Origin of the sequence: Thalassolituus alkanivorans (assembly GCF_020447205.1) — a bacterium.
Taxonomy (GTDB): domain Bacteria; phylum Pseudomonadota; class Gammaproteobacteria; order Pseudomonadales; family Oceanobacteraceae; genus Venatoribacter; species Venatoribacter alkanivorans.
On the sequence record NZ_JAJAEL010000024.1, the window covers coordinates 161,636 to 180,201 of the forward strand.

An 18,566-nucleotide genomic window follows, 5' to 3' on the forward strand; every position below is an offset into this window, starting at 1 on the left:
TGACGTCACCAAAGGCCGTGTAAACAGCGCCTTTGTTTAGGAATAGCATAGATTGGGGAGAACCGTTTTTTATGTCAGCGATTGGTTTGATCGTGGCGATAGCGTTACCGGTTGCATTGATTCTGTTCGGACTGGTTATGGCGGGGCGCAGGCAGCAGGCGCAGCAAGCCCAGCGTTTACAGGCCCGGGCGGTGAAGCAGGGGGCGGATGATCTGCTGGAAGCGCTGGAGTTTCTGATTCTGGTTGATAATTTTAAGGAGGTGCAGCTGGCGGTCCTGGAGAGGGTCGAACAGTTGTACGTTGTTTATCAGGAAGCCCTGCCTAAGAAAGACAACAACAGTTCCGCACAGGAGCTGTTTGATGCAGCACCTTACCGGCGCAAAATTGATGAAGGCAAAGGTAATCGCCGGGTACTGAAAAGCGATCGTGAGATACGTTTTGCGCGCCGCCAGTTTGGCCGGATTCTGAAGGCGCTGAATGTTATGGCGCGTAAAAAACTGATTTCGGAGGCGGCAATGATGGAGTATCGCCGTTATCTGCGTCTGACTCTGCTGGAAAAAGAAGTCGATACCTACACCGCGCAGGGTGATGTGGCGGCAGGGCGTGGTGATGTGATTACTGCGACCAATTACTACAAAGCAGCGAAAAAGATTCTGATTGAGTTTGACCTGCAGTATCCGGAGAAAAACCAGCGCATCCGCGATCTGACCCAGCGTACTGCTTCTTTATATAACGGTGGCGAAAAGAAAGAGGGCAGCCTTGCTCAGGCGTTATCGAAAGAGATCAAAGATGAGCATGATCCTTTTGGCATTCCCACCAATCCTAACGCTTCAGAGAAACGTAAGTTTTGACAGGCCCCGGAAGTTATCCTGAATGCCCCTTTAGTGGGTCGTAAAATGTCACATGCCTGCTTTCAGTGATTTTTTTAAAGTGCTGAAAACAAAGGGAAAAATTCGTTTGTGACGTTCGTCACAGAATATAATCCTTCATTTTGGTGGCGGGAACTGACCTGTTCGGCGTCATAAGTTTTCATTAGTGTGTCAGACAATCTCAGGGCCGGCTGACACGAATTAAACAGGCCCTGATTTGTTACTACCCGCTGACGATGACCTTTGTCTGTCCGGCACCATAAGCAGAGATGCAAGCATGAGTATTCAGGAAGCCGTTTTAGTCCTGCATGACCACGAGGTGGTCGAAGCGTACTGGCTGGCAGATTTTGAACGTCTGGTTCGTCAGCAAACACCTCTGCAGCATGCTGCGGAACACAAAATACAGGCGGCCTATCTGCAGATCGGCAATCACCGTTCGGCCGAAGCGCTGGTGCTGTTTGAGGCACCGGTTAAACATTCTGTGATTGATGCGCGCTGGTATATGCCGCTGCGTCGTCTGGCTGACAGTGCCGGGCGTGGTCCTAATATGGGCGCCGGCCGTATCCGGCTGGCCTGTCGCAGTCAGTGTTCCATCAGCTGGCATGCTGACTCGCTGTGGGAGCCGGTGACATCCGATTTTATGGCTATCCGCAAAGCATTGCGTGGCAGCATGCTGCGCGATCAGGCGCCGTTAACCGAGCGTGATTTGTGGCCGCAGGAGCGAATTTCTGCTGTGGAACGTGTGACCGGTGGCGCCGGCGCCGGCAGCCTGCTGGCTAAAAAGCACAGCGACCCGGAAGTCGAAGACCTTAAGCGCACGCTGCGCAATGAGATGGAAGCCTACCGCCGTCAGCTGCAGCAGCTGCAGCAGGAAATTGAGCGGCAGAAGAGCCTGAATGAAAAGCTGGGACGTCAGGCGGATGCCTCCGGCGAAGCCGAACTTGAAGAGCTGCGCCAGGTGCACCGCAATGAAATGGCCGCTCATGCCGCCGAAGTCGAAAGCCTGACCCTGGCGCTGGAGCAGGAGCGTCAGGAGACTGAGCGTTTACGTCAGGCTCTGAACGATAACCAACCAGTGGCAGAGCCTGTGGTCAGTGATGAAGAAGCGGCACGCTTAAAAGAAGAAGCAGCAACCCTGCGCCAGTATCTGGAACAGGCAGAAGAGCAGAACGCTGAACGTTTTGTTAATCGTCTGGATGGCCTGGAAGCGGTGCTGGTGGCATTTCATCCGGGCGTTGGTCATCTGACCATTACGCCGGCCAACATGCTGCGTTATGCCGATAACCCACTGGCCTACGCGGCACAGAAGTGTTTTGTCAGCGAAGAGGTTTACCGTCGCTGGCTGGATCATTATGACGATCCGCGCTGTCAGCAATGCAACGCTGAAATCCCCCGCATCGAGCATCCGCGTGAGTTCGATCACGACCTGAATGCCTACTGTAAACTGCACCGCCAGTTGCACCTTGCCGGCAGCTGACGACACCGGGGCTGGCTGGTCCGGGATTGATCCGGCTGAGCTGGCCGCCCTGATTGAGCCTGTGCCCGGTCTGTCGTCCCGCGGCCATGTCGATATCCTGCGGCTTGATCGTCTGCATCCTCATATCTCCGGTAACAAAGCCTTTAAGCTGGCCGGATTTCTGCCGCGCTTCAGAGCATCCGGCCGCCGTACGCTGCTGAGTTTCGGCGGCCCGTACTCCAATCATCTGCATGCTCTTGCAGCCCTCGGGCAGGCGCTGAATATTCCGGTGATTGCGTTGGTACGCGGCTATGCACATCTGCCGCTGACGGCTACGTTGCAGGATTGCCAGAGCTGGGGAGCTGAACTGGTTTTTGCCGATAAAAAAACTTACGCCCGCCGTTATGATCCGCAATGGTGGCAGGAGCTGGCTCAGCACTACGATGCCTTTGTGATTCCTGAGGGCGGCGCAGGTGATGCCGGAGAGCAGGAGTGCCGGCAACTGGCGCCATTGTGCGCAGACTACGATCAGGTCTGGCTGGCGGTTGGCAGTGGTACAACGGCACTGGGACTGGCGAAAGGGCTGCAGGAACAACGGATTGATTGTGAACTGGTCGGGGTGAATGCGGTTGCCGATCAGGGTGAACGCCTGCGCGCCTGGCAGCAGGCGATGCCGGCGGATGTACGCTGGCGCCTGCTGGATGATGCTCATCTGGGTGCGTTCGGACGTACTTCGCCAGAGCTGCTGGCGCTGATTGAACGCTATGATCGTCAGCATCTGCCACTGGACCCGGTGTATACCGCCAAACTGTTGCTGGCCTTTGAGCAGGCCCTGATGACTGAATCCGCGAACGCCCGGATTTTACTGATTCACAGCGGCGGGTTGCAGGGGCGTCGCGGCTATTCGCTGTAATGTGCTTTTAAATCTGACCTCAACTAACCCGACCTTAGCCCAGCCCGATCTTAGCCCAGCTTAACCGGCAGATTCTTATGGGTGCCGTTCTGCGGCCAGTCATCCGGCATAATCAGCCAGCGCTGCTGTTCGGCCCAGCCGTATGGACCTTCTTCTGTCTGTATCACGCAGCAGGGATAGGTCAGATGACGGAAATGCGTGCGCAGATACTCAAGTAACTCCTCCCGGCCGATGCTGAAAGCCGCCAGCGCCGGGCTCAGCCACTGCGGTTTGGCCAGCACGTACCAGCGCCCCTGTGGCAGATAATCGGCGGCCTGCCGGGCATGGCACCAGTGTCCGCGCCAGTGACGGGCCGACACTTCCGCCGGCAGGCAGGCCTGATACTGCGGGTTGGCCGGATAAAACAGGCAGCCGCGCATCACCGCCAGACTGGTCTGCGGCTGCCAGTTCAGCGCAGCCAGTTGTTGCTGTGCCTGCGGATTCTGGCGCATGGGCAGCTGATGTTCATGGGTATGGCGGATCTTGCGTGCCAGCAGATCGGCGCGGTTGGGGCCGATCCAGTGCTGGCCCTGTTCATTGCCGTAGCCAAGATAGAATTTCAGCGCCAGCTCCAGATGCCATTGCTGGCGGCCGTCATCCAGCAGCAGGTCCAGCTCACCGAGGGTTTTGCCCTGATCAATAATCTGCACATTGGCCTGAAAACGGATGCCACTGAGTTGCAGATATTCCTGCCACAGCTGCTCAAATATTAATCCCAGACGCGGACTGCTGAAGTCCGGAGCCAGATTGCTCAGTTGGGCAGCCAGAGGTTGCCAGTGATCGGGCAGCCAGGGTTGCTCAGTCGGGCTCCAGTCACAGTCGAGCAGGGGCGGGCCGAACAGGCTCCAGATCAGGTCGCGCTGATGCTGGCCGGGCAGGGCGAAGTAGGAATGATCAGCGGCAAACAAGCGTTTTTAACTCCTCTGTGGTATAAATCGGGCCATTATTCGCAGGGCTGCAGCCAGCCGTTCTGCCTATCGCCCACTTAAATGCCAGGTCGCAGTAATGGAAGAATTTCGTAACATCGGCATGATCGGCCGTCTGAACAGCAATAAAGTGATTGAGACGGTTAAGCGTCTGTCCCGTTATCTGATCGATGAAGGCTATCACGTTATTCTTGATGACCGTATTGCTGAAGTGATGCCGGGTCATGGCATGCAGGTCAGCAATGTTAATCTGCTCGGTGAGATCTGCGATCTGGTGATTGTGGTGGGCGGTGACGGCAGCTTGCTGGGTGCCGCGCGCGCACTGGCGCGTTTTAATACCCCGGTGCTGGGGATTAACCGTGGCCGCCTGGGGTTCCTGACCGATATCAGCCCGGACGAAACTATGTTCGATGCGGTGCAGGATGTTCTTAATGGCGAATACGTCAGCGAGATGCGCTTCCTGCTCGATGCTGAGGTAAAGCGTGATGGCAATCCGATTGCCACCGCCGCGGCGCTGAACGATGTGGTGCTGCACCCGGGTAAGTCAGCACGGATGATTGCTTTTGATCTGTGGATTGAAGGCCAGTACGTTTATAACCAGCGTTCCGATGGTCTGATTGTATCGACACCAACCGGCTCGACCGCGTATTCGCTCTCCGGCGGTGGCCCGATTATGCACCCGAAGCTGGATGCGCTGGTGCTGGTGCCGATGTTCCCGCACACGCTTTCCAGCCGGCCGATTGTGGTTGACGGCAAGAGCGAAATTAAAATCGTGATTGATTCGGATCTGGGTATTTACCCGACCATCAGTTGTGATGGCCAGACGCATATTCCCTGTGCGCCCGGCGACAGTATTACCATCCGCAAAAAAGCCCATAAACTGAAGCTGATTCACCCCAAAGGCCACAATTTCTATGAAATTTGCCGGACTAAACTGGGCTGGAGTAGCAACCTGGGGGATTAAGTATGCACCAGGGTTACGATTTAATCGGTGACATTCACGGCTGTGGCGAAACGCTGATCGAATTGCTGGAGCAAATGGGCTACAGCAAACGTGGTGGCGTGTACCAGCACCCGAAGCGCAAGGTCGTTTTTCTCGGCGATATTGTTGATCGCGGACCGCATATCCGTCTCGCCTGTCATGTTGTTCGCGATATGGTCGATGCCGGTCATGCCGACATAGTGATGGGTAATCACGAATACAATGTGGTGACCTATTGCACCGAAGCGCCGCCGGGAATGCGCCAGCCTTTTCTGCGTCCGCACACCAAACGCAACAGCTTTATTGTCGAGCAGACACTGGAGCAGTTTGCTAATTATCCGCACGAGTTTAATGAATTTCTCGACTGGTTTATCGATCTGCCGCTGTTCCTTGATTATGAGCACTTCCGCGTGGTTCATGCCTGCTGGGATCAGGCCATGATTGACGAATATCTGCGCCGTTATGGCAGTAATAAGCTGCATAAAAATATGCTCGCCGAGTCGGTGAATACCAGTTCATTTATTTATAAATTTCTCGACCGCATGCTGCGCGGCACATCACTGAAACTACCCGATGGCCGTTCAATGACAGCCAAAGACGGTATGGTGCGGCAGTTTTTCCGCACCAAATTCTGGGAAGGTGATCCGGAGCGCTACAGCGATGTGGTTTTTCAGCCTGATCCGCTGCCTGATGATATCGAACACGCTTTATTAAGCGGTGAAGAACGCGACCAGTTGCTGTTTTACGGCCCGCAGGAAAAACCGCTGTTTATTGGCCACTACTGGATGCAGGGTTTACCTGCGCCCATTGTGCCTAATATCGCCTGTCTTGATTACAGTGCGGTTAAATACGGACGTCTTGCCGCGTACCGTATGGATACCGAACGCAGTTTGCAGCCGGGTAAATTTACCTGGGTGCGGGTAGAAAAGAGCGAGCGCTGATGGAGCCTGTGCTTGTGCTGGTCGCACCGGCCGGTGTGGATTTATCGCCGCTGACTCAGCGTCTGTGGGCCGAACGTATAGCGCACAGAGTCATTGATCAGGCGGATGGTCAGCAGTGTTTATATCTGGCCGATGGCCGTCATGCGCCGCAGGTTAAGCAGTGGCTGGAAGAATGGCAGGCAGGGCAGATCACTCCGCTGCCTGCGGAAGCGGTTGAACCTAAGCTGTGGCAGGGATTACTGCAGTTACTGGCAACACCGCTCAGCACCTTTATTTTATTGTTGTTACCGGCCGTATTTATCTGGATGCATTTTTCAACCGGCTGGCAAAGCTGGGTCAGCGCAGGCGCAGATTATTGGCCAGAGCAACGCTTTGATCCGGGTGTTTACTGGCAATTAGGTGTCTGGGAATTATGGCGGCCAACCTTGCTGCATTTTTCACTTCTGCACTTGCTGTTTAATTCGCTCTGGTGGTGGATTCTGGCCAGAAGAGTAGAGCAGCATGAGGGCGTTAAGCCTCTGCTGGTTCTGCTGCTGGTTTGCGGTCTGATGGGCAATATGGTGCAGTGGTGGTATGCCGGGCCGGCATTTGGCGGGATTTCCGGCGTCACTCTGGGATTGCTTGGCTGGGTTGGATTCCGTCAGCGCCGGCGCAATATCGATTATCAGATTCCGCGCATGTTATTACCGGTCATGGTGGGCTGGTTGTTGCTCACCATCAGTGCCGATACCTTAGTGCCGGGATTATCCGGTACCGCGCATGGAGCGCATTTAGGCGGACTGATCAGTGGTTTTATTCTGGCTATGCTGTGGCCGGTTAAAACCGTCAGCCGTGATACTGAATTTAAGTAAGAAAAGACACTGCCGCTGTGTGCAGGTCTGTAATGAGGTTGCTATGACACTTGAACAACTTATTAAATCCCTGACGCCTGAAATCTACCAGAATCTGCGCAATGCGGTAGAGCTGGGACGCTGGCCTGATGGCCGTAAGCTGGAGCCTCAGCAGCGAGAACTGTGCATGGAAGCCATTATTCATTATGAACAAATTCACGACCTGCCGGCGGAGCAGCGCGTGGGTTATATGGAAGATGCCTGTAAATCGTCAGGTAAAGATGATCACGACGATGTTCAGACACTGACCCTGCAGTAATTTATGACTCAGATTCTGGCCAGTGGCCTGCTCAGTAAAATGGCCCTGCAGGCCGGCGAACACGATGACGTTGTGCAGTATCAGCTGGTGCTGGACGATCAGCGGCTGGATTTAAATCCGCTGATTGGCCGTCATATTGAAATGACCTACAGCGGTGCCATTCACTGCAGTCATTGTGGGCGGCGTACCAAGACCAGTTTCAGTCAGGGCTATTGTTACCCCTGCTTTACCTCGCTGGCGCAATGCGATTCGTGCATGATGAGCCCGGAAAAATGCCATTTTTCGGCGGGTACCTGCCGCGAGCCTTCGTGGGCAGAGCAGGTTTGCTTTAACGATCATATTGTCTATCTGGCGAATTCTTCCGGATTAAAAGTGGGTATTACCCGTGCCACACAAATGCCGGTGCGCTGGCTGGATCAGGGCGCAGCACAGGCGTTACCGATTGCGCGGGTTAAAAATCGCCGCTTGTCAGGTTTGATCGAAGATTTACTGCGTTCGCAGGTAGCCGATAAAACCAACTGGCGCACCTTGCTGAAAGGCCCGGCCGCTGTTCTCGATTTAGCGGCAGAGCGTGATCGTCTGCTGAGTGAGTTTTCCCAGCCGCTGGCTGAACTTGAACAGCGCGAAGGTGTGGGCAGTGTGCAGCTTCTGCACGACGCCGATGTCTGGCAGTTTGACTACCCGGTCAGTCAGTATCCGGGCAAAATCAGCAGTTTTAATTTTGATAAAAATCCTCAGGTCAGCGGTCGTCTGCTGGGCCTTAAGGGGCAGTATTTAATACTGGATGGTGGTGTGATTAATTTACGTAAATTCAGCTCATACCATATTTCATTTGCGTTAAAGGATTAAGTCTATGCGTGATGCACAGCCAACAGCCATTTATCTGAAAGACTATCAGCAGCCGGACTACTGGATTGAGCGCACTGAGCTGACCTTTGAATTACAGGATGAATATACCCTGGTGACGACGCTGCTGGATCTGGTGCGCAATGATCAGGCAGCGGATGGCGCTGATTTGCTGCTTGCCGGTCAGGATCTGGAACTGATAAGTCTGGTGCTGGATGGTCAGACTCTTACCACCGAACAATATGAGCTGGGTGATGAAAGCCTGACCGTGAAAGGCATACAGCAGCGCTCACAACTGGCCATCACAACCCGGATTTATCCGGCAAAAAATACCGCCCTCGAAGGCCTGTACCGTTCCGGTGGTATGTACTGCACCCAGTGTGAAGCTGAAGGTTTCCGCCGCATTACCTATTATCTCGACCGTCCGGATGTGATGTCGGTTTTTACTACGCACATTATTGCCGATGCGGCGCAATTTCCGGTGTTGTTATCTAACGGCAACCTGATTGCTGACAGCGTTGATAATGGTCTGCATAAAGTGACCTGGCACGACCCGCATAAAAAACCAGCCTATCTGTTTGCGCTGGTAGCCGGTGATTTACGCGTTAAAGAAGACCGCTTTACCACCATGAACGGGCGTGATGTGGCACTGAAAATTTTTGTCGAGCCCCAGAATATCGATAAAACCGACTATGCCCTTGATGCATTAAAACGCTCCATGCGCTGGGATGAAGAAGTGTATGGCCGCGAATACGATCTGGATATTTTTATGATCGTCGCCGTCGATGACTTCAATATGGGCGCGATGGAAAATAAAGGACTGAATATTTTCAATTCGTCCTGTGTTCTGGCCAATCCGGCGACCGCCACCGATGCTGCCTATCAGCGTATTGAGGCCATTGTTGCGCACGAATATTTCCATAACTGGTCGGGTAACCGTGTTACCTGTCGTGACTGGTTTCAGCTGAGCCTGAAAGAAGGTTTTACGGTGTTCCGTGATGCCTGTTTCTCGGCTGATATGAATTCCGCCACGGTTAAACGTATTGAAGACGCAAACATTATGCGCACCGTACAGTTTGCCGAAGACGGTGGGCCGATGGCGCACCCGGTGCAGCCGGATTCTTTTATCGAAATTTCCAACTTCTACACCGTCACCATTTATGAAAAAGGTGCCGAAGTGGTCGGCATGCTGCACAAAATTCTCGGCAAAGACGGTTTCCGTAAAGGTTCCGATCTGTATTTTGACCGCCACGATGGCCAGGCCGTTACCATTTATGATTTTGTGCAGGCGATGGAAGACGCTAACGGCGTTGATCTGACCCTGTTCAAACGCTGGTATAAGCAGGCGGGTACACCGCTGGTGACGGTCAGCAGTGAATACGATGCGGATGCTCAGCAGCTGCGGCTGACACTGACTCAGCGCTGCCCGGATACACCGGGGCAAAGTAATAAACTGCCGCAATGGATTCCGGTGCAGCTCGGTCTGATTGGCGCTAATGGAAAAGACCTGGCTATTCATGTTGAACCGGCTTCTGCCTGGACAGAAAGCAGTCAGGTGCTGCACCTGACCGAAGCTGAACAAACCTTTGTCTTCAGTGATGTTGCAGAACAACCACGCTTATCGCTGTTCCGTGATTTTTCGGCACCGGTGAAAGTGGAATTCGAACAGTCCGCCGACGATCTGCTGTTTTTACTGCAGTATGACAGCGATGGCTTTAACCGCTGGGATGCCGGTCAGCGTCTGCTGTTGAGCTGGATTAATGCCGCCCAACAGGGCAATTTTGAATTACGCCCGGAAGTACGTGAAGTTTTTGCCCGTCTGCTGGCTGATGAATCACTCGATCCGGCGATGGTCAGCTGTCTGCTGACACTGCCATCGGAAGCCTATGTGGCTGAATTCTCTGCCGAGGTTGATCCACTGGCGATTCATGCGGCGCGTAAACAGGTGCATCAGGCGATTGCTGAATCGCTGAGTGAAGAATTTGCCGCCTGTTATCAGCGTTTGCAATCGGAGGCTCCTTATGCACCAGAACCAGCACAGATGTCGGCGCGCAGTCTGAAAAATCTGGCGCTGGCATATTGGGTGAAGGGCAGTACTGTTGGTCTGCAGCAGGCCGTCAGCCAGTATCGCAGCGCGGATAATATGACCGACCAGATGGCCGCGCTGGTGGCAGTCGTCAACAGCGGTGATGCCGCGCAGGCAGAACAGTTGCTGGCCGATTTCTATCAGCAGTGGTCACAGGATGCGCTGGTGGTGAATCAGTGGCTGTCGGTGCAGGCCGGTTCGGCAGAGCTGGGTAAGGTGGAATTTATTCAGCAGCTTCTGGCACATACCGCCTTCGATTGGCGTAACCCGAATAAGGTACGCTCGGTATTGGGGGCATTTGCCAATCAGGCGCTGTGTCATTTTCATCGTGAAGATGGTGCCGGCTACCGTTTACTGGCCGATGCGGTATTGCGTCTGAATGACAGTAATCCGCAGATCGCCGCACGTCTGTTGACGCCACTGACCAAGTGGCGGCGTCTGGTGCCGCAATTATCGGAGTTGATGAAAGCCGAGTTGCAACGCATTATGCAGCATGGCGCTTTATCCAAAGACGTGTATGAGGTTGTCAGCAAGAGTTTGATTTGAGCATCGCTGCAAGTTTCTTTATTCTTGCTTCGGGGAAGATTGCCGCACTCTGCGGTGTAGTTGAGGTCGCATAATGAAAAAAAATAAGTGGATAGCGGCTGGTGCATTGGCGTTGGCGTTTGTAATGCCGACGGCAATGGCGGCAGTATCCGTTAAAGAAGCGGATCGCCTGAAAGGGGAACTGACACCGCTGGGAGCTGAACGTAGTGGTAATGGCAGTGATATTCCGCCCTGGCGTGGTGGTCTGAATCTGCCGCCGGTGGGCTATAACAAGCCTGGCCAGCACCATATTGATCCGTACGCCAAAGATAAACCGTTGTTTGTCATTACGGCGGCCAATATGAAGCAGTATGCCGAGTACCTGACCCCGGGCCAGAAGGCATTATTCAAGGTATATCCTGATACTTTTAAAATGCCGGTCTATGAGACCCGTCGTACGGCAGCTGCACCTGAGTGGGTGTACGAAAATACCTACAAAAACGCTATCCGTGCCGAGCTGAATAAAGACGGCAATGGTCTGATGTATGCCTATGGCGGGATTCCTTTTCCGCTTGCCAAAACCGGTCTGGAAGCCATCTGGAACCACGTAACACGCTGGCGCGGCATTTATTTAACCCGCCGGGCGTCTGAAATTGCCGTACATGTTGATGGTGATTTCTCGCTGGTAACGGTACAGCAGGAAGTTGAATTCAACTTTTATCGCCGTGATAAAAGCATCGAAGATCTGAATAATATTCTGTTCTACTACCTGTCATTTACCAAAGCCCCTGCGCGTCTGGCGGGTGGTGCGGTATTGGTTCATGAAACCCTGAACCAGGTGGATGAAGCCCGTCAGGCATGGGGTTATAACGCTGGTCAGCGTCGTGTACGCCGTGCGCCTAACCTGGCTTACGATACGCCGATTGCAGCGGCTGATGGTCTGCGTTATGCCGATGACACGGATATGTATAACGGTGCTCCGGATCGTTACAACTGGAAGCTGCTGGGCAAAAAGGAAATCTATATTCCTTATAACAGCTACAAGCTCAGTTCAAATAAGGTCAGCTATAAAGATCTGATTAAACCGGGTCATCTGAATCCTGATTACACCCGCTATGAAAAACACCGTGTATGGATTGTTGAAGCAACCCTGAAAGACGGTATGCGTCACGTATATCACAAGCGCGTGTTCTACCTGGACGAAGATACCTGGGGGGTTGCGGTTGCTGACCAGTACGATTCGGCCGGTGATCTCTGGCGTGTGAACATGGCCTACATGAAAACTTATTACGAGTTGCCGGTAACCTGGACCACGATGGATGTGTTCCATGATCTGAAAGCCAAGCGCTATCACGTGCAGGGGCTGGATAATGAAGAAGCGGGGACCATTGACTATACCAATGAGCCTCCGGGGGATCGCTACTTTACTCCGGCCGAATTGCGCCGCCGCGGTAAGCGCTGATCGGGCAAACGAACGGATGAGTTTTACTCATCCGTTCTTGTATTTAAGGGTCAAAACAGACGATTTTCCCCTTACATTCTGTAACAACTGGACGTTAGTCAATGATAAATCAGTCGGCTAGACTAGCCGCCTTCCGACATTACTATAAAAACGGAGCTCCTTATGTTTTCTGATTTGGTTCAGTCTTACGCTCGTGCTACGGGAAGAGCGCTGGCGATGGGCTTTACCCGGGTTGGGTTGATTCTTGGCGTACTGCTAAGCGCAGTTTCAGCTCAGGCAGCCTGGCAGGACCCTCTTAATACCCCGGCTTTACTGACTCAGCGTGCCCATCAGACGCTGCTACTTGATGTTGTCCGGGCAGACCGCCGTCTTGTTGCGGTGGGGTCGCATGGTCATATTGTCTATTCCGACGATGACGGCTTAACCTGGGCACAGGCCAGGGTCCCGGTATCGGTCACCCTGACGGCTGTGTATTTCCCATCCGGTGATTACGGCTGGGCGGTTGGTCACGATGGTGTCATTCTGCACTCATCAGATGCCGGTAAGACCTGGGTTAAACAGTTCGATGGCTATCAGGCCAATACCGCCATTGTTGCTGCAGCAACCAAATCAAAACAGCGTGCCAAAGATCGTCTCGAAGCGGCTGAAGCGGCCGGCGATGATGTTGCCATTGAAGAAGCTGAAATGGCTTTGGAAACCGCAACCTATGGTCTGCAGGATGCCCAGTACGATCAGAGCACAGGCTCTACCAAACCTTTCCTGGATGTGTGGTTCTACGATGCCAAACGCGGTTATGCCGTTGGTGCTTATGGCATGTTTTTCTATACCCTGGATGGCGGTACGACCTGGGAAGACGTGTCTTCACGCTTACCGAACCCTGATCGCCTCCACCTGAATGCAATTTCCATGGTAGGCCCGCGCTCTCTGGCGATGATTGGCGAAATGGGCATGATCCTGCGTTCCGATGATCTGGGCCAGAGCTGGCACAGCATGGACTCTCCGTATGAAGGTTCACTGTTCGGTCTGATTGCCGCCGGCGATAAGCAGATTATGTTTGGTCTCCGTGGTCACGTCTTCAGTTCTGTTGATGGTGGCATCAGCTGGGATGAAAAAGCCACAGGCAGTGAGCAGACGTTACTGTCCGGCACTATTGGCCGTAAGCATACTTTGCTGGTCGGCAATGGTGGTTCAGTGGTGATTTTTGATGCTCAGATGCAGAATCCAAAAGCATCGATTCTGGAAGGGCGCAAAGCCTTTGCAGCGGTTGCAGAAGCATCAGACGGTAACTTTATTATTGTTGGCGAGGCGGGTGTTAAGCGCCTTAATGCTGCCGGCGAGTTAATTGATCAGAGCATTAGCATGGCGGCGGGAGATTTTTAATCATGGCTGAACAACAGCACCATTTTTCTACAGAGCCGGAACATTACATCCTGTCGAAAGAGACAGAGCCGGCTTTAGAACGCATTCTGTTTAATAACCGCATGCTGGTTATGATTGTCCTGGGTCTGCTGACCCTGCTGTTTGCCTATGGTCTGACCAAGGTAAAACTGGACTCCAGCATCGAGAAATACATTCCGCTGAACCACACCTTTATCCAGAATTTTCTGGTACATAAAGATGACATGAAGAGCGGTGTCGCCAATGTGAAGATTTCGATCGAAGCACTTGAGGGCGATATTTTTACTAAAGACTATATGGAAACCCTGAGCAAAATTAACGATGAAGTATTCTTCGTTAAAGGGGTTGACCGTTCCGGTATGCAGTCTTTGTGGACGCCGAATACCCGCTGGACGGAAGTAACGGAAGAGGGCTTCCAGGGTGGACCGGTTATTCCGAGTACCTATGATGGTGGCCCGGAAAGCCTGGAACAGGTTCGTCAGAACGTACTGAAGTCGGGTCAGGTTGGCCGTCTGGTATCCAACGATTTCCGCTCATCCATTATTGACGTACCGCTGGTTGAATACGATCCGGAAACCGGTGCCAAGCTGAGTTACCAGAAGTTCTCCCAGGACCTGGAAGATAAAATCCGCGCCAAATACAGCAACGATAAATACCGCGTATACATCACCGGTACGCCGAAGAAACTGGGTGATTTGCTGGATGGTGCAAAGTCCATCGTTTACTTCTTCCTGGCGGCGATGGCGATGACTGCCATTCTGCTGTACCTGTATTCGCGTTGCCCGAAAGGTACGCTGGTTCCTATCATTGCATCGCTGATTGCTGTGGTATGGCAGTTGGGTGCACTGGCGCTGATGGGTTACACCGTTGACCTGTACTCGGTACTGGTGCCTTTCCTGGTGTTTGCGATTGGTATCAGTCACGCGGTACAGATTATTAATGGTATTGCCATTGAATCCGGTAAAGGTGCCGACAAGCTGCAGGCTGCCCGCCAGGCATTCCGTGGTTTGTATGTACCGGGCATGCTTGCTTTGTTAAGTGATGCGATGGGCTTCCTGACGCTGCTGTTTATTGATATCGGCGTAATTCAGGAACTGGCGATTGCTGCAAGTATCGGTGTGGCGATGATTATCGTTACTAACCTGGTATTACTGCCGATTGTGATGTCCTTTATCGGTATCAGCGAAGCCGGTGTGCGTCACGCCAAGAAAACCGAAAAATCCGAGCCGAAACTGTGGAAGGCAATGTCTTATTTTGCCAGCCCGAAAGTGGCGCCGATTCCTATTGTGATTGCCATTGTGATGGCTGTATTCGGCTATCAGATGAGCCAGGGCCTGAAAATCGGTGATCTGGATAAAGGTGCGCCAGAATTACGTGCTGACTCGCGCTACAACCTTGATAACGACTTTATGGTGTCCAACTACTCAACCAGTTCTGATGTTCTGGTGGTGATGGTTGAAACCGCTAAAGAGCAGTGCAACAGCTTCAAGGTAATGGACGCCGTGGATCGCTTTATGTGGTACATGGAAAACGTACCGGGTGTGCAGTCAACAACCTCGCTGGTCACCGTATCGAAGCTGGTTACCAAAGCGATGAACGAAGGCAACCTGAACTGGTCGGCGCTGTCGCGTAACCAGACCATTCTGAATACCTCTATTCAGCGTGCGCCAAGCAGTCTGCTGAATCCTAACTGCTCTATGGCACCGGTTATTGTTTACCTGAATGACCATAAAGCTGAGACTCTGGAAACCGCCGTCGCGGCTGTAGAGGAATTTAAGGCGCAGTACGACGACAATATTGACGAAAAATATTTCGGCTACACCATTGCCGAAATTGAACAGGCAATTGCGGATAAAGAAATCGATTCTGTACCGGTGCGTTTCCAGCTGGCATCCGGTAACGCCGGTATCGAAGCGGCTACCAACCAGGTAATCGCCGATGCGCAGGATACGATGTTGATCTTCGTTTACGTTGTGGTCTTTGTGCTGTGTTTTATGACCTTCCGCTCGTTCACTGCGGTGGCCTGTATCCTGATTCCGCTGGCACTGACTTCGGTGTTGAGCCAGGCGCTGATGACCTATCTGGGGATTGGTGTGAAAGTAGCGACGCTGCCGGTAATTGCACTGGGTGTGGGTATTGGTGTCGACTACGGCATTTATATTTACAGCCGTCTGGAAGTGATGCTTATTGCCGGTAAGACCTTGCAGGAAGCTTTCCTGGAGACGCTGAAATCAACCGGTAAGGCGGTAAGTTTCACCGGTATTACCCTGGCAATTGGTGTGGCAACCTGGATTATGTCCCCGATTAAATTCCAGGCGGACATGGGTATTCTGCTGACCTTTATGTTCCTGTGGAACATGCTGGGTGCCTTGATTCTGCTGCCGGCTCTGGCGCATTATCTGCTCAGCCCGAAACGCATTATTGCCCGTCATAAAGCCCGCCACGGAGATATTCCACCGGCTGGCTGAATGGTAAGAAATTAAAACGGTGGCGCTGCCACCGTTTTTTTTGTCTTTTTTCTTTCAGGGACACAGAAATGAAAAGAAGGAAACAGAAATGAAAAGCCCTTTAGGATTAAGTGCCGATCTGCCTGTGGCCGATCTGGTAAGCGAAGCTGTTGCCTTGCTCTGGTCAAAGCGTGCAGCGGTGATCAAAATGTTTTTGCCAGCCATGTTAATTCTGGCACTGGTTGACTGGAGCAGTTCGACCTTTCTGGCCGAGAATAACTATGCTGGCCAGTTTGGCTTCCTGATTGTTTCGATTTTGCTGAGCGTGGTGTTTGCCACGTCTTGCCATCGTTTTACGCTGCTGCCACAGGATAAATGGGACGCCAATGCACTGCACGGTATGAGACGGGAAGAGTTCCGTTATCTGCTGCGGGGCTTGTTGCTGGGGGTTATTGGCGCGGTGGTTTTTTTCTGCACCATGCTGGTTGCCATGCTGTTTATCGGTCAGGAGGAAGCCTGGTTAGGGGCAGTGGCCGGCGTTCTGCCAGCGCTTTATATCTGGTCGCGGCTTTCGATTACTTTACCGGAGCTGGCTCTGGGGCAGAAAAGTGATCTTAAACGCGCCTGGTCATTAAGTGAGGGTAATGGCTCGCGTCTTGTGTTGGTGGTATTTATTGTGCCCATTGCTCTGGCGTCGCCTTTTTTAGCCTTATTTATGCTGGATCACTCTGTACTGAGCTATGTGGCAGCATTCGGTACTTATATTACCAGTCTGATTTCGCTGGTGATGCTGTCGCTGTCTTATCGTTTTCTGCTGGATTTTTATGAACCACAGGTCGCTGAGAATGAGCAGGAATATCAGCCTGCTGAGACCTCCGTGAAACAACAGGATGGCGGCTTTGATGCCTGACCCTTTGCCTGCTTCTGAAACCTGCTTTGGCAGGTTTTTTTATGTCTGCGTTTTAGGCTGTTGCAGGCTTTGCGTGCAGCAGCAGGGCCAGTGATAATGCCTTTTTATTTTAATAACAGAAAAAGACGATGAGACTCGGTGATATTTCGGTGGCTTATGTGGAGTTGATGGCGCGTGCGGTGGAAGTAACCGGTGCCCGGCCTCAGGCTGTATTGGCTCAGTATCAGCTGGATGAGATAAAGCTGGCATCACCGGATGCACGTATCAGCATTCCGCGTTTTATGCGTATGGGGCATGCCTGTATTCAGGAATTTTCAATGCCCTGGCTGGGACTGGAGATGGGCCGTCTGACATCACCTCCGGCGATGGGCCTGGCGGGTTTGCTGGCACAGAGTGCCGCTGATATCCGCAGTGCCTGCAGGGCGCTGACCGAGTATGAATTATTGTCGAGCTTTAACGCCCGTGGCCGTTCGCAGTTTCTGCTGGAAAAGGGCAGGGGCGTTGCGCAGTTTTATTCCATCAGTCCGTATAACGAATACAACCTGTTTGTCGTTGATTCGGTATTGTCAGGCTGGAACCGCTTTATGCAGCTGCTCAGTGGCCGTCATGACCTGCTGGCACGGGTTGAATTTGAATTCTCGGCACCGGTTTACCGGGAGCGTTACAGCGATATTTTTCAGTGCGAGGTTCATTTTGGTGCAGAGCGTAATGCGGTTGTGCTGCATGACTGGGCACTGGATTTACCGGTTCAACAGCGTTGTGCATCGACGTATTCGGCATTAAAGCAGCTGGCGGACCGCGAGCTGGAGCGGGTACGCCTCGGTTTAACTTTCCGTGAGCTGACAGAGCGTGCCATTGGTCCGCTGTTAAACGGTCAGACGCCAACCCTTGAGCAAGTCGCGCAGCGGCTGAATATGGCGCCCTGGACGGTCAGGCGGCGCTTAACCGATGAAGGGTGCAGTTTTCAGCAGGTATTAAATGATACGCGGCGGGATCTTGCAGTGAGCTATGTGCGGGATACGTCGCTGACTCTGGGTGAAATAGCCTATGTATTAGGCTTCGGATCAGCGACGGCATTTCAGCGGGCATTTAAACGCTGGACTGGCGAGGCGCCAGGGCGTTTCCGCGAACGGTCGGGCAGAGCTTACATCTCTACCGCGTCGTCCACGTCGTCTTCGTAGTCGTCAAAACCGACTTCCAGAAGATCTTCGATGTAGTCAGACATAACTACCTCCATGTTCAGGATTATTGTTGTGGTTGTTTTACGTTAAGCACACCCTGTGCCAGAACGTACAACTGTCAGCGCTTCTTCAGAGCATGAATCTCTCTTAAAGTTCCTGTGCTCAGATCATTCAGCGCTAAGGCAGGCGTAAGTTAATTCTGTACTGTTACAGCAAGATGAAAACCGATGATTACTAAGAAAGGCAGATCAGGAAGGATACGTGCGAATCGAGCAGAGGAAATCGGAGGATCTTTCAATACCAAGAGTGCGCCAGAGCGAACGATTGGTTGGTACAGCTAAAGTAAAACGTTTTTAAAATGGCGGACTGGACGGGACTCGAACCCGCGACCCCCGGCGTGACAGGCCGGTATTCTAACCAACTGAACTACCAGTCC

15 protein-coding genes and 1 tRNA gene are annotated in these 18,566 nt (G+C 52.8%); 14 read left to right on the forward strand and 2 right to left on the reverse strand.

Features of this window, described 5'->3' with window-relative positions:
- The first annotated feature begins 71 nt into the window (after positions 1–71).
- From LGT44_RS09620 to LGT44_RS09630, 3 genes are all read left to right on the forward strand, one after another.
- Positions 72–851, forward strand: a complete 780-nt coding sequence (locus LGT44_RS09620) for a hypothetical protein (protein ID WP_145469444.1) — start codon at positions 72–74, stop codon at positions 849–851.
- 295 nt (positions 852–1,146) lie between these two features.
- Positions 1,147–2,346, forward strand: coding sequence for a hypothetical protein (locus LGT44_RS09625; protein WP_230330635.1), 1,200 nt, complete (start codon positions 1,147–1,149; stop codon positions 2,344–2,346).
- Entirely contained in the window at positions 2,333–3,238 is a 906-nt protein-coding gene (locus tag LGT44_RS09630; protein ID WP_230330634.1) for a 1-aminocyclopropane-1-carboxylate deaminase/D-cysteine desulfhydrase, read from the forward strand. Before LGT44_RS09625 ends, LGT44_RS09630 begins: the two co-directional genes overlap by 14 nt.
- 50 nt (positions 3,239–3,288) lie before the next feature.
- On the opposite strand, the gene LGT44_RS09635 is transcribed toward LGT44_RS09630, so the two are convergent.
- Positions 3,289–4,185 carry a DUF1853 family protein gene (locus tag LGT44_RS09635; protein WP_230330633.1) on the reverse strand — a complete coding sequence of 299 codons (897 nt, stop codon included), beginning with the start codon at positions 4,183–4,185 and terminating at the stop codon, positions 3,289–3,291.
- A gap of 97 nt (positions 4,186–4,282) precedes the next feature.
- Here LGT44_RS09635 and LGT44_RS09640 point away from each other — a divergent pair, with 97 nt between their 5' ends.
- From LGT44_RS09640 to LGT44_RS09690, 11 genes are all read left to right on the forward strand, one after another.
- Entirely contained in the window at positions 4,283–5,167 is an 885-nt protein-coding gene (locus tag LGT44_RS09640) for an NAD(+) kinase (protein WP_145469448.1), read from the forward strand.
- 2 nt (positions 5,168–5,169) lie between these two features.
- Positions 5,170–6,126, forward strand: a complete 957-nt coding sequence (locus LGT44_RS09645; protein WP_145469449.1) for a metallophosphoesterase — start codon at positions 5,170–5,172, stop codon at positions 6,124–6,126.
- The gene (locus LGT44_RS09650) at positions 6,126–6,977 is read left to right on the forward strand and encodes a rhomboid family intramembrane serine protease (protein ID WP_230330632.1); all 852 of its coding nucleotides are present in this window, start codon (positions 6,126–6,128) and stop codon (positions 6,975–6,977) included. Before LGT44_RS09645 ends, LGT44_RS09650 begins: the two co-directional genes overlap by 1 nt.
- A gap of 43 nt (positions 6,978–7,020) precedes the next feature.
- Positions 7,021–7,275 carry a YeaC family protein gene (locus tag LGT44_RS09655; RefSeq protein WP_145469451.1) on the forward strand — a complete coding sequence of 85 codons (255 nt, stop codon included), beginning with the start codon at positions 7,021–7,023 and terminating at the stop codon, positions 7,273–7,275.
- A gap of 3 nt (positions 7,276–7,278) precedes the next feature.
- Entirely contained in the window at positions 7,279–8,124 is an 846-nt protein-coding gene (locus LGT44_RS09660) for a DUF2797 domain-containing protein (RefSeq protein WP_230330631.1), read from the forward strand.
- Positions 8,125–8,128: 4 nt separating this feature from the next.
- Positions 8,129–10,753 (forward strand): aminopeptidase N, encoded by a 2,625-nt coding sequence (pepN, locus tag LGT44_RS09665; protein ID WP_230330630.1) that lies wholly within the window; start codon positions 8,129–8,131, stop codon positions 10,751–10,753.
- Between the two features lie 73 nt (positions 10,754–10,826).
- Entirely contained in the window at positions 10,827–12,194 is a 1,368-nt protein-coding gene (locus tag LGT44_RS09670) for a DUF1329 domain-containing protein (protein WP_145469454.1), read from the forward strand.
- A gap of 162 nt (positions 12,195–12,356) precedes the next feature.
- The gene (locus tag LGT44_RS09675) at positions 12,357–13,574 is read left to right on the forward strand and encodes a YCF48-related protein (protein WP_230330629.1); all 1,218 of its coding nucleotides are present in this window, start codon (positions 12,357–12,359) and stop codon (positions 13,572–13,574) included.
- A 2-nt stretch (positions 13,575–13,576) separates the two neighbouring features.
- Entirely contained in the window at positions 13,577–16,060 is a 2,484-nt protein-coding gene (locus tag LGT44_RS09680) for an efflux RND transporter permease subunit (protein WP_230330628.1), read from the forward strand.
- Positions 16,061–16,148: 88 nt separating this feature from the next.
- Positions 16,149–16,949, forward strand: a complete 801-nt coding sequence (locus tag LGT44_RS09685) for a hypothetical protein (RefSeq protein WP_225691741.1) — start codon at positions 16,149–16,151, stop codon at positions 16,947–16,949.
- A gap of 128 nt (positions 16,950–17,077) precedes the next feature.
- Positions 17,078–18,130 carry an AraC family transcriptional regulator gene (locus tag LGT44_RS09690; protein ID WP_230330627.1) on the forward strand — a complete coding sequence of 351 codons (1,053 nt, stop codon included), beginning with the start codon at positions 17,078–17,080 and terminating at the stop codon, positions 18,128–18,130.
- A 359-nt stretch (positions 18,131–18,489) separates the two neighbouring features.
- Here LGT44_RS09690 and LGT44_RS09695 read toward each other — a convergent pair.
- Positions 18,490–18,566, reverse strand: a tRNA-Asp gene (locus LGT44_RS09695).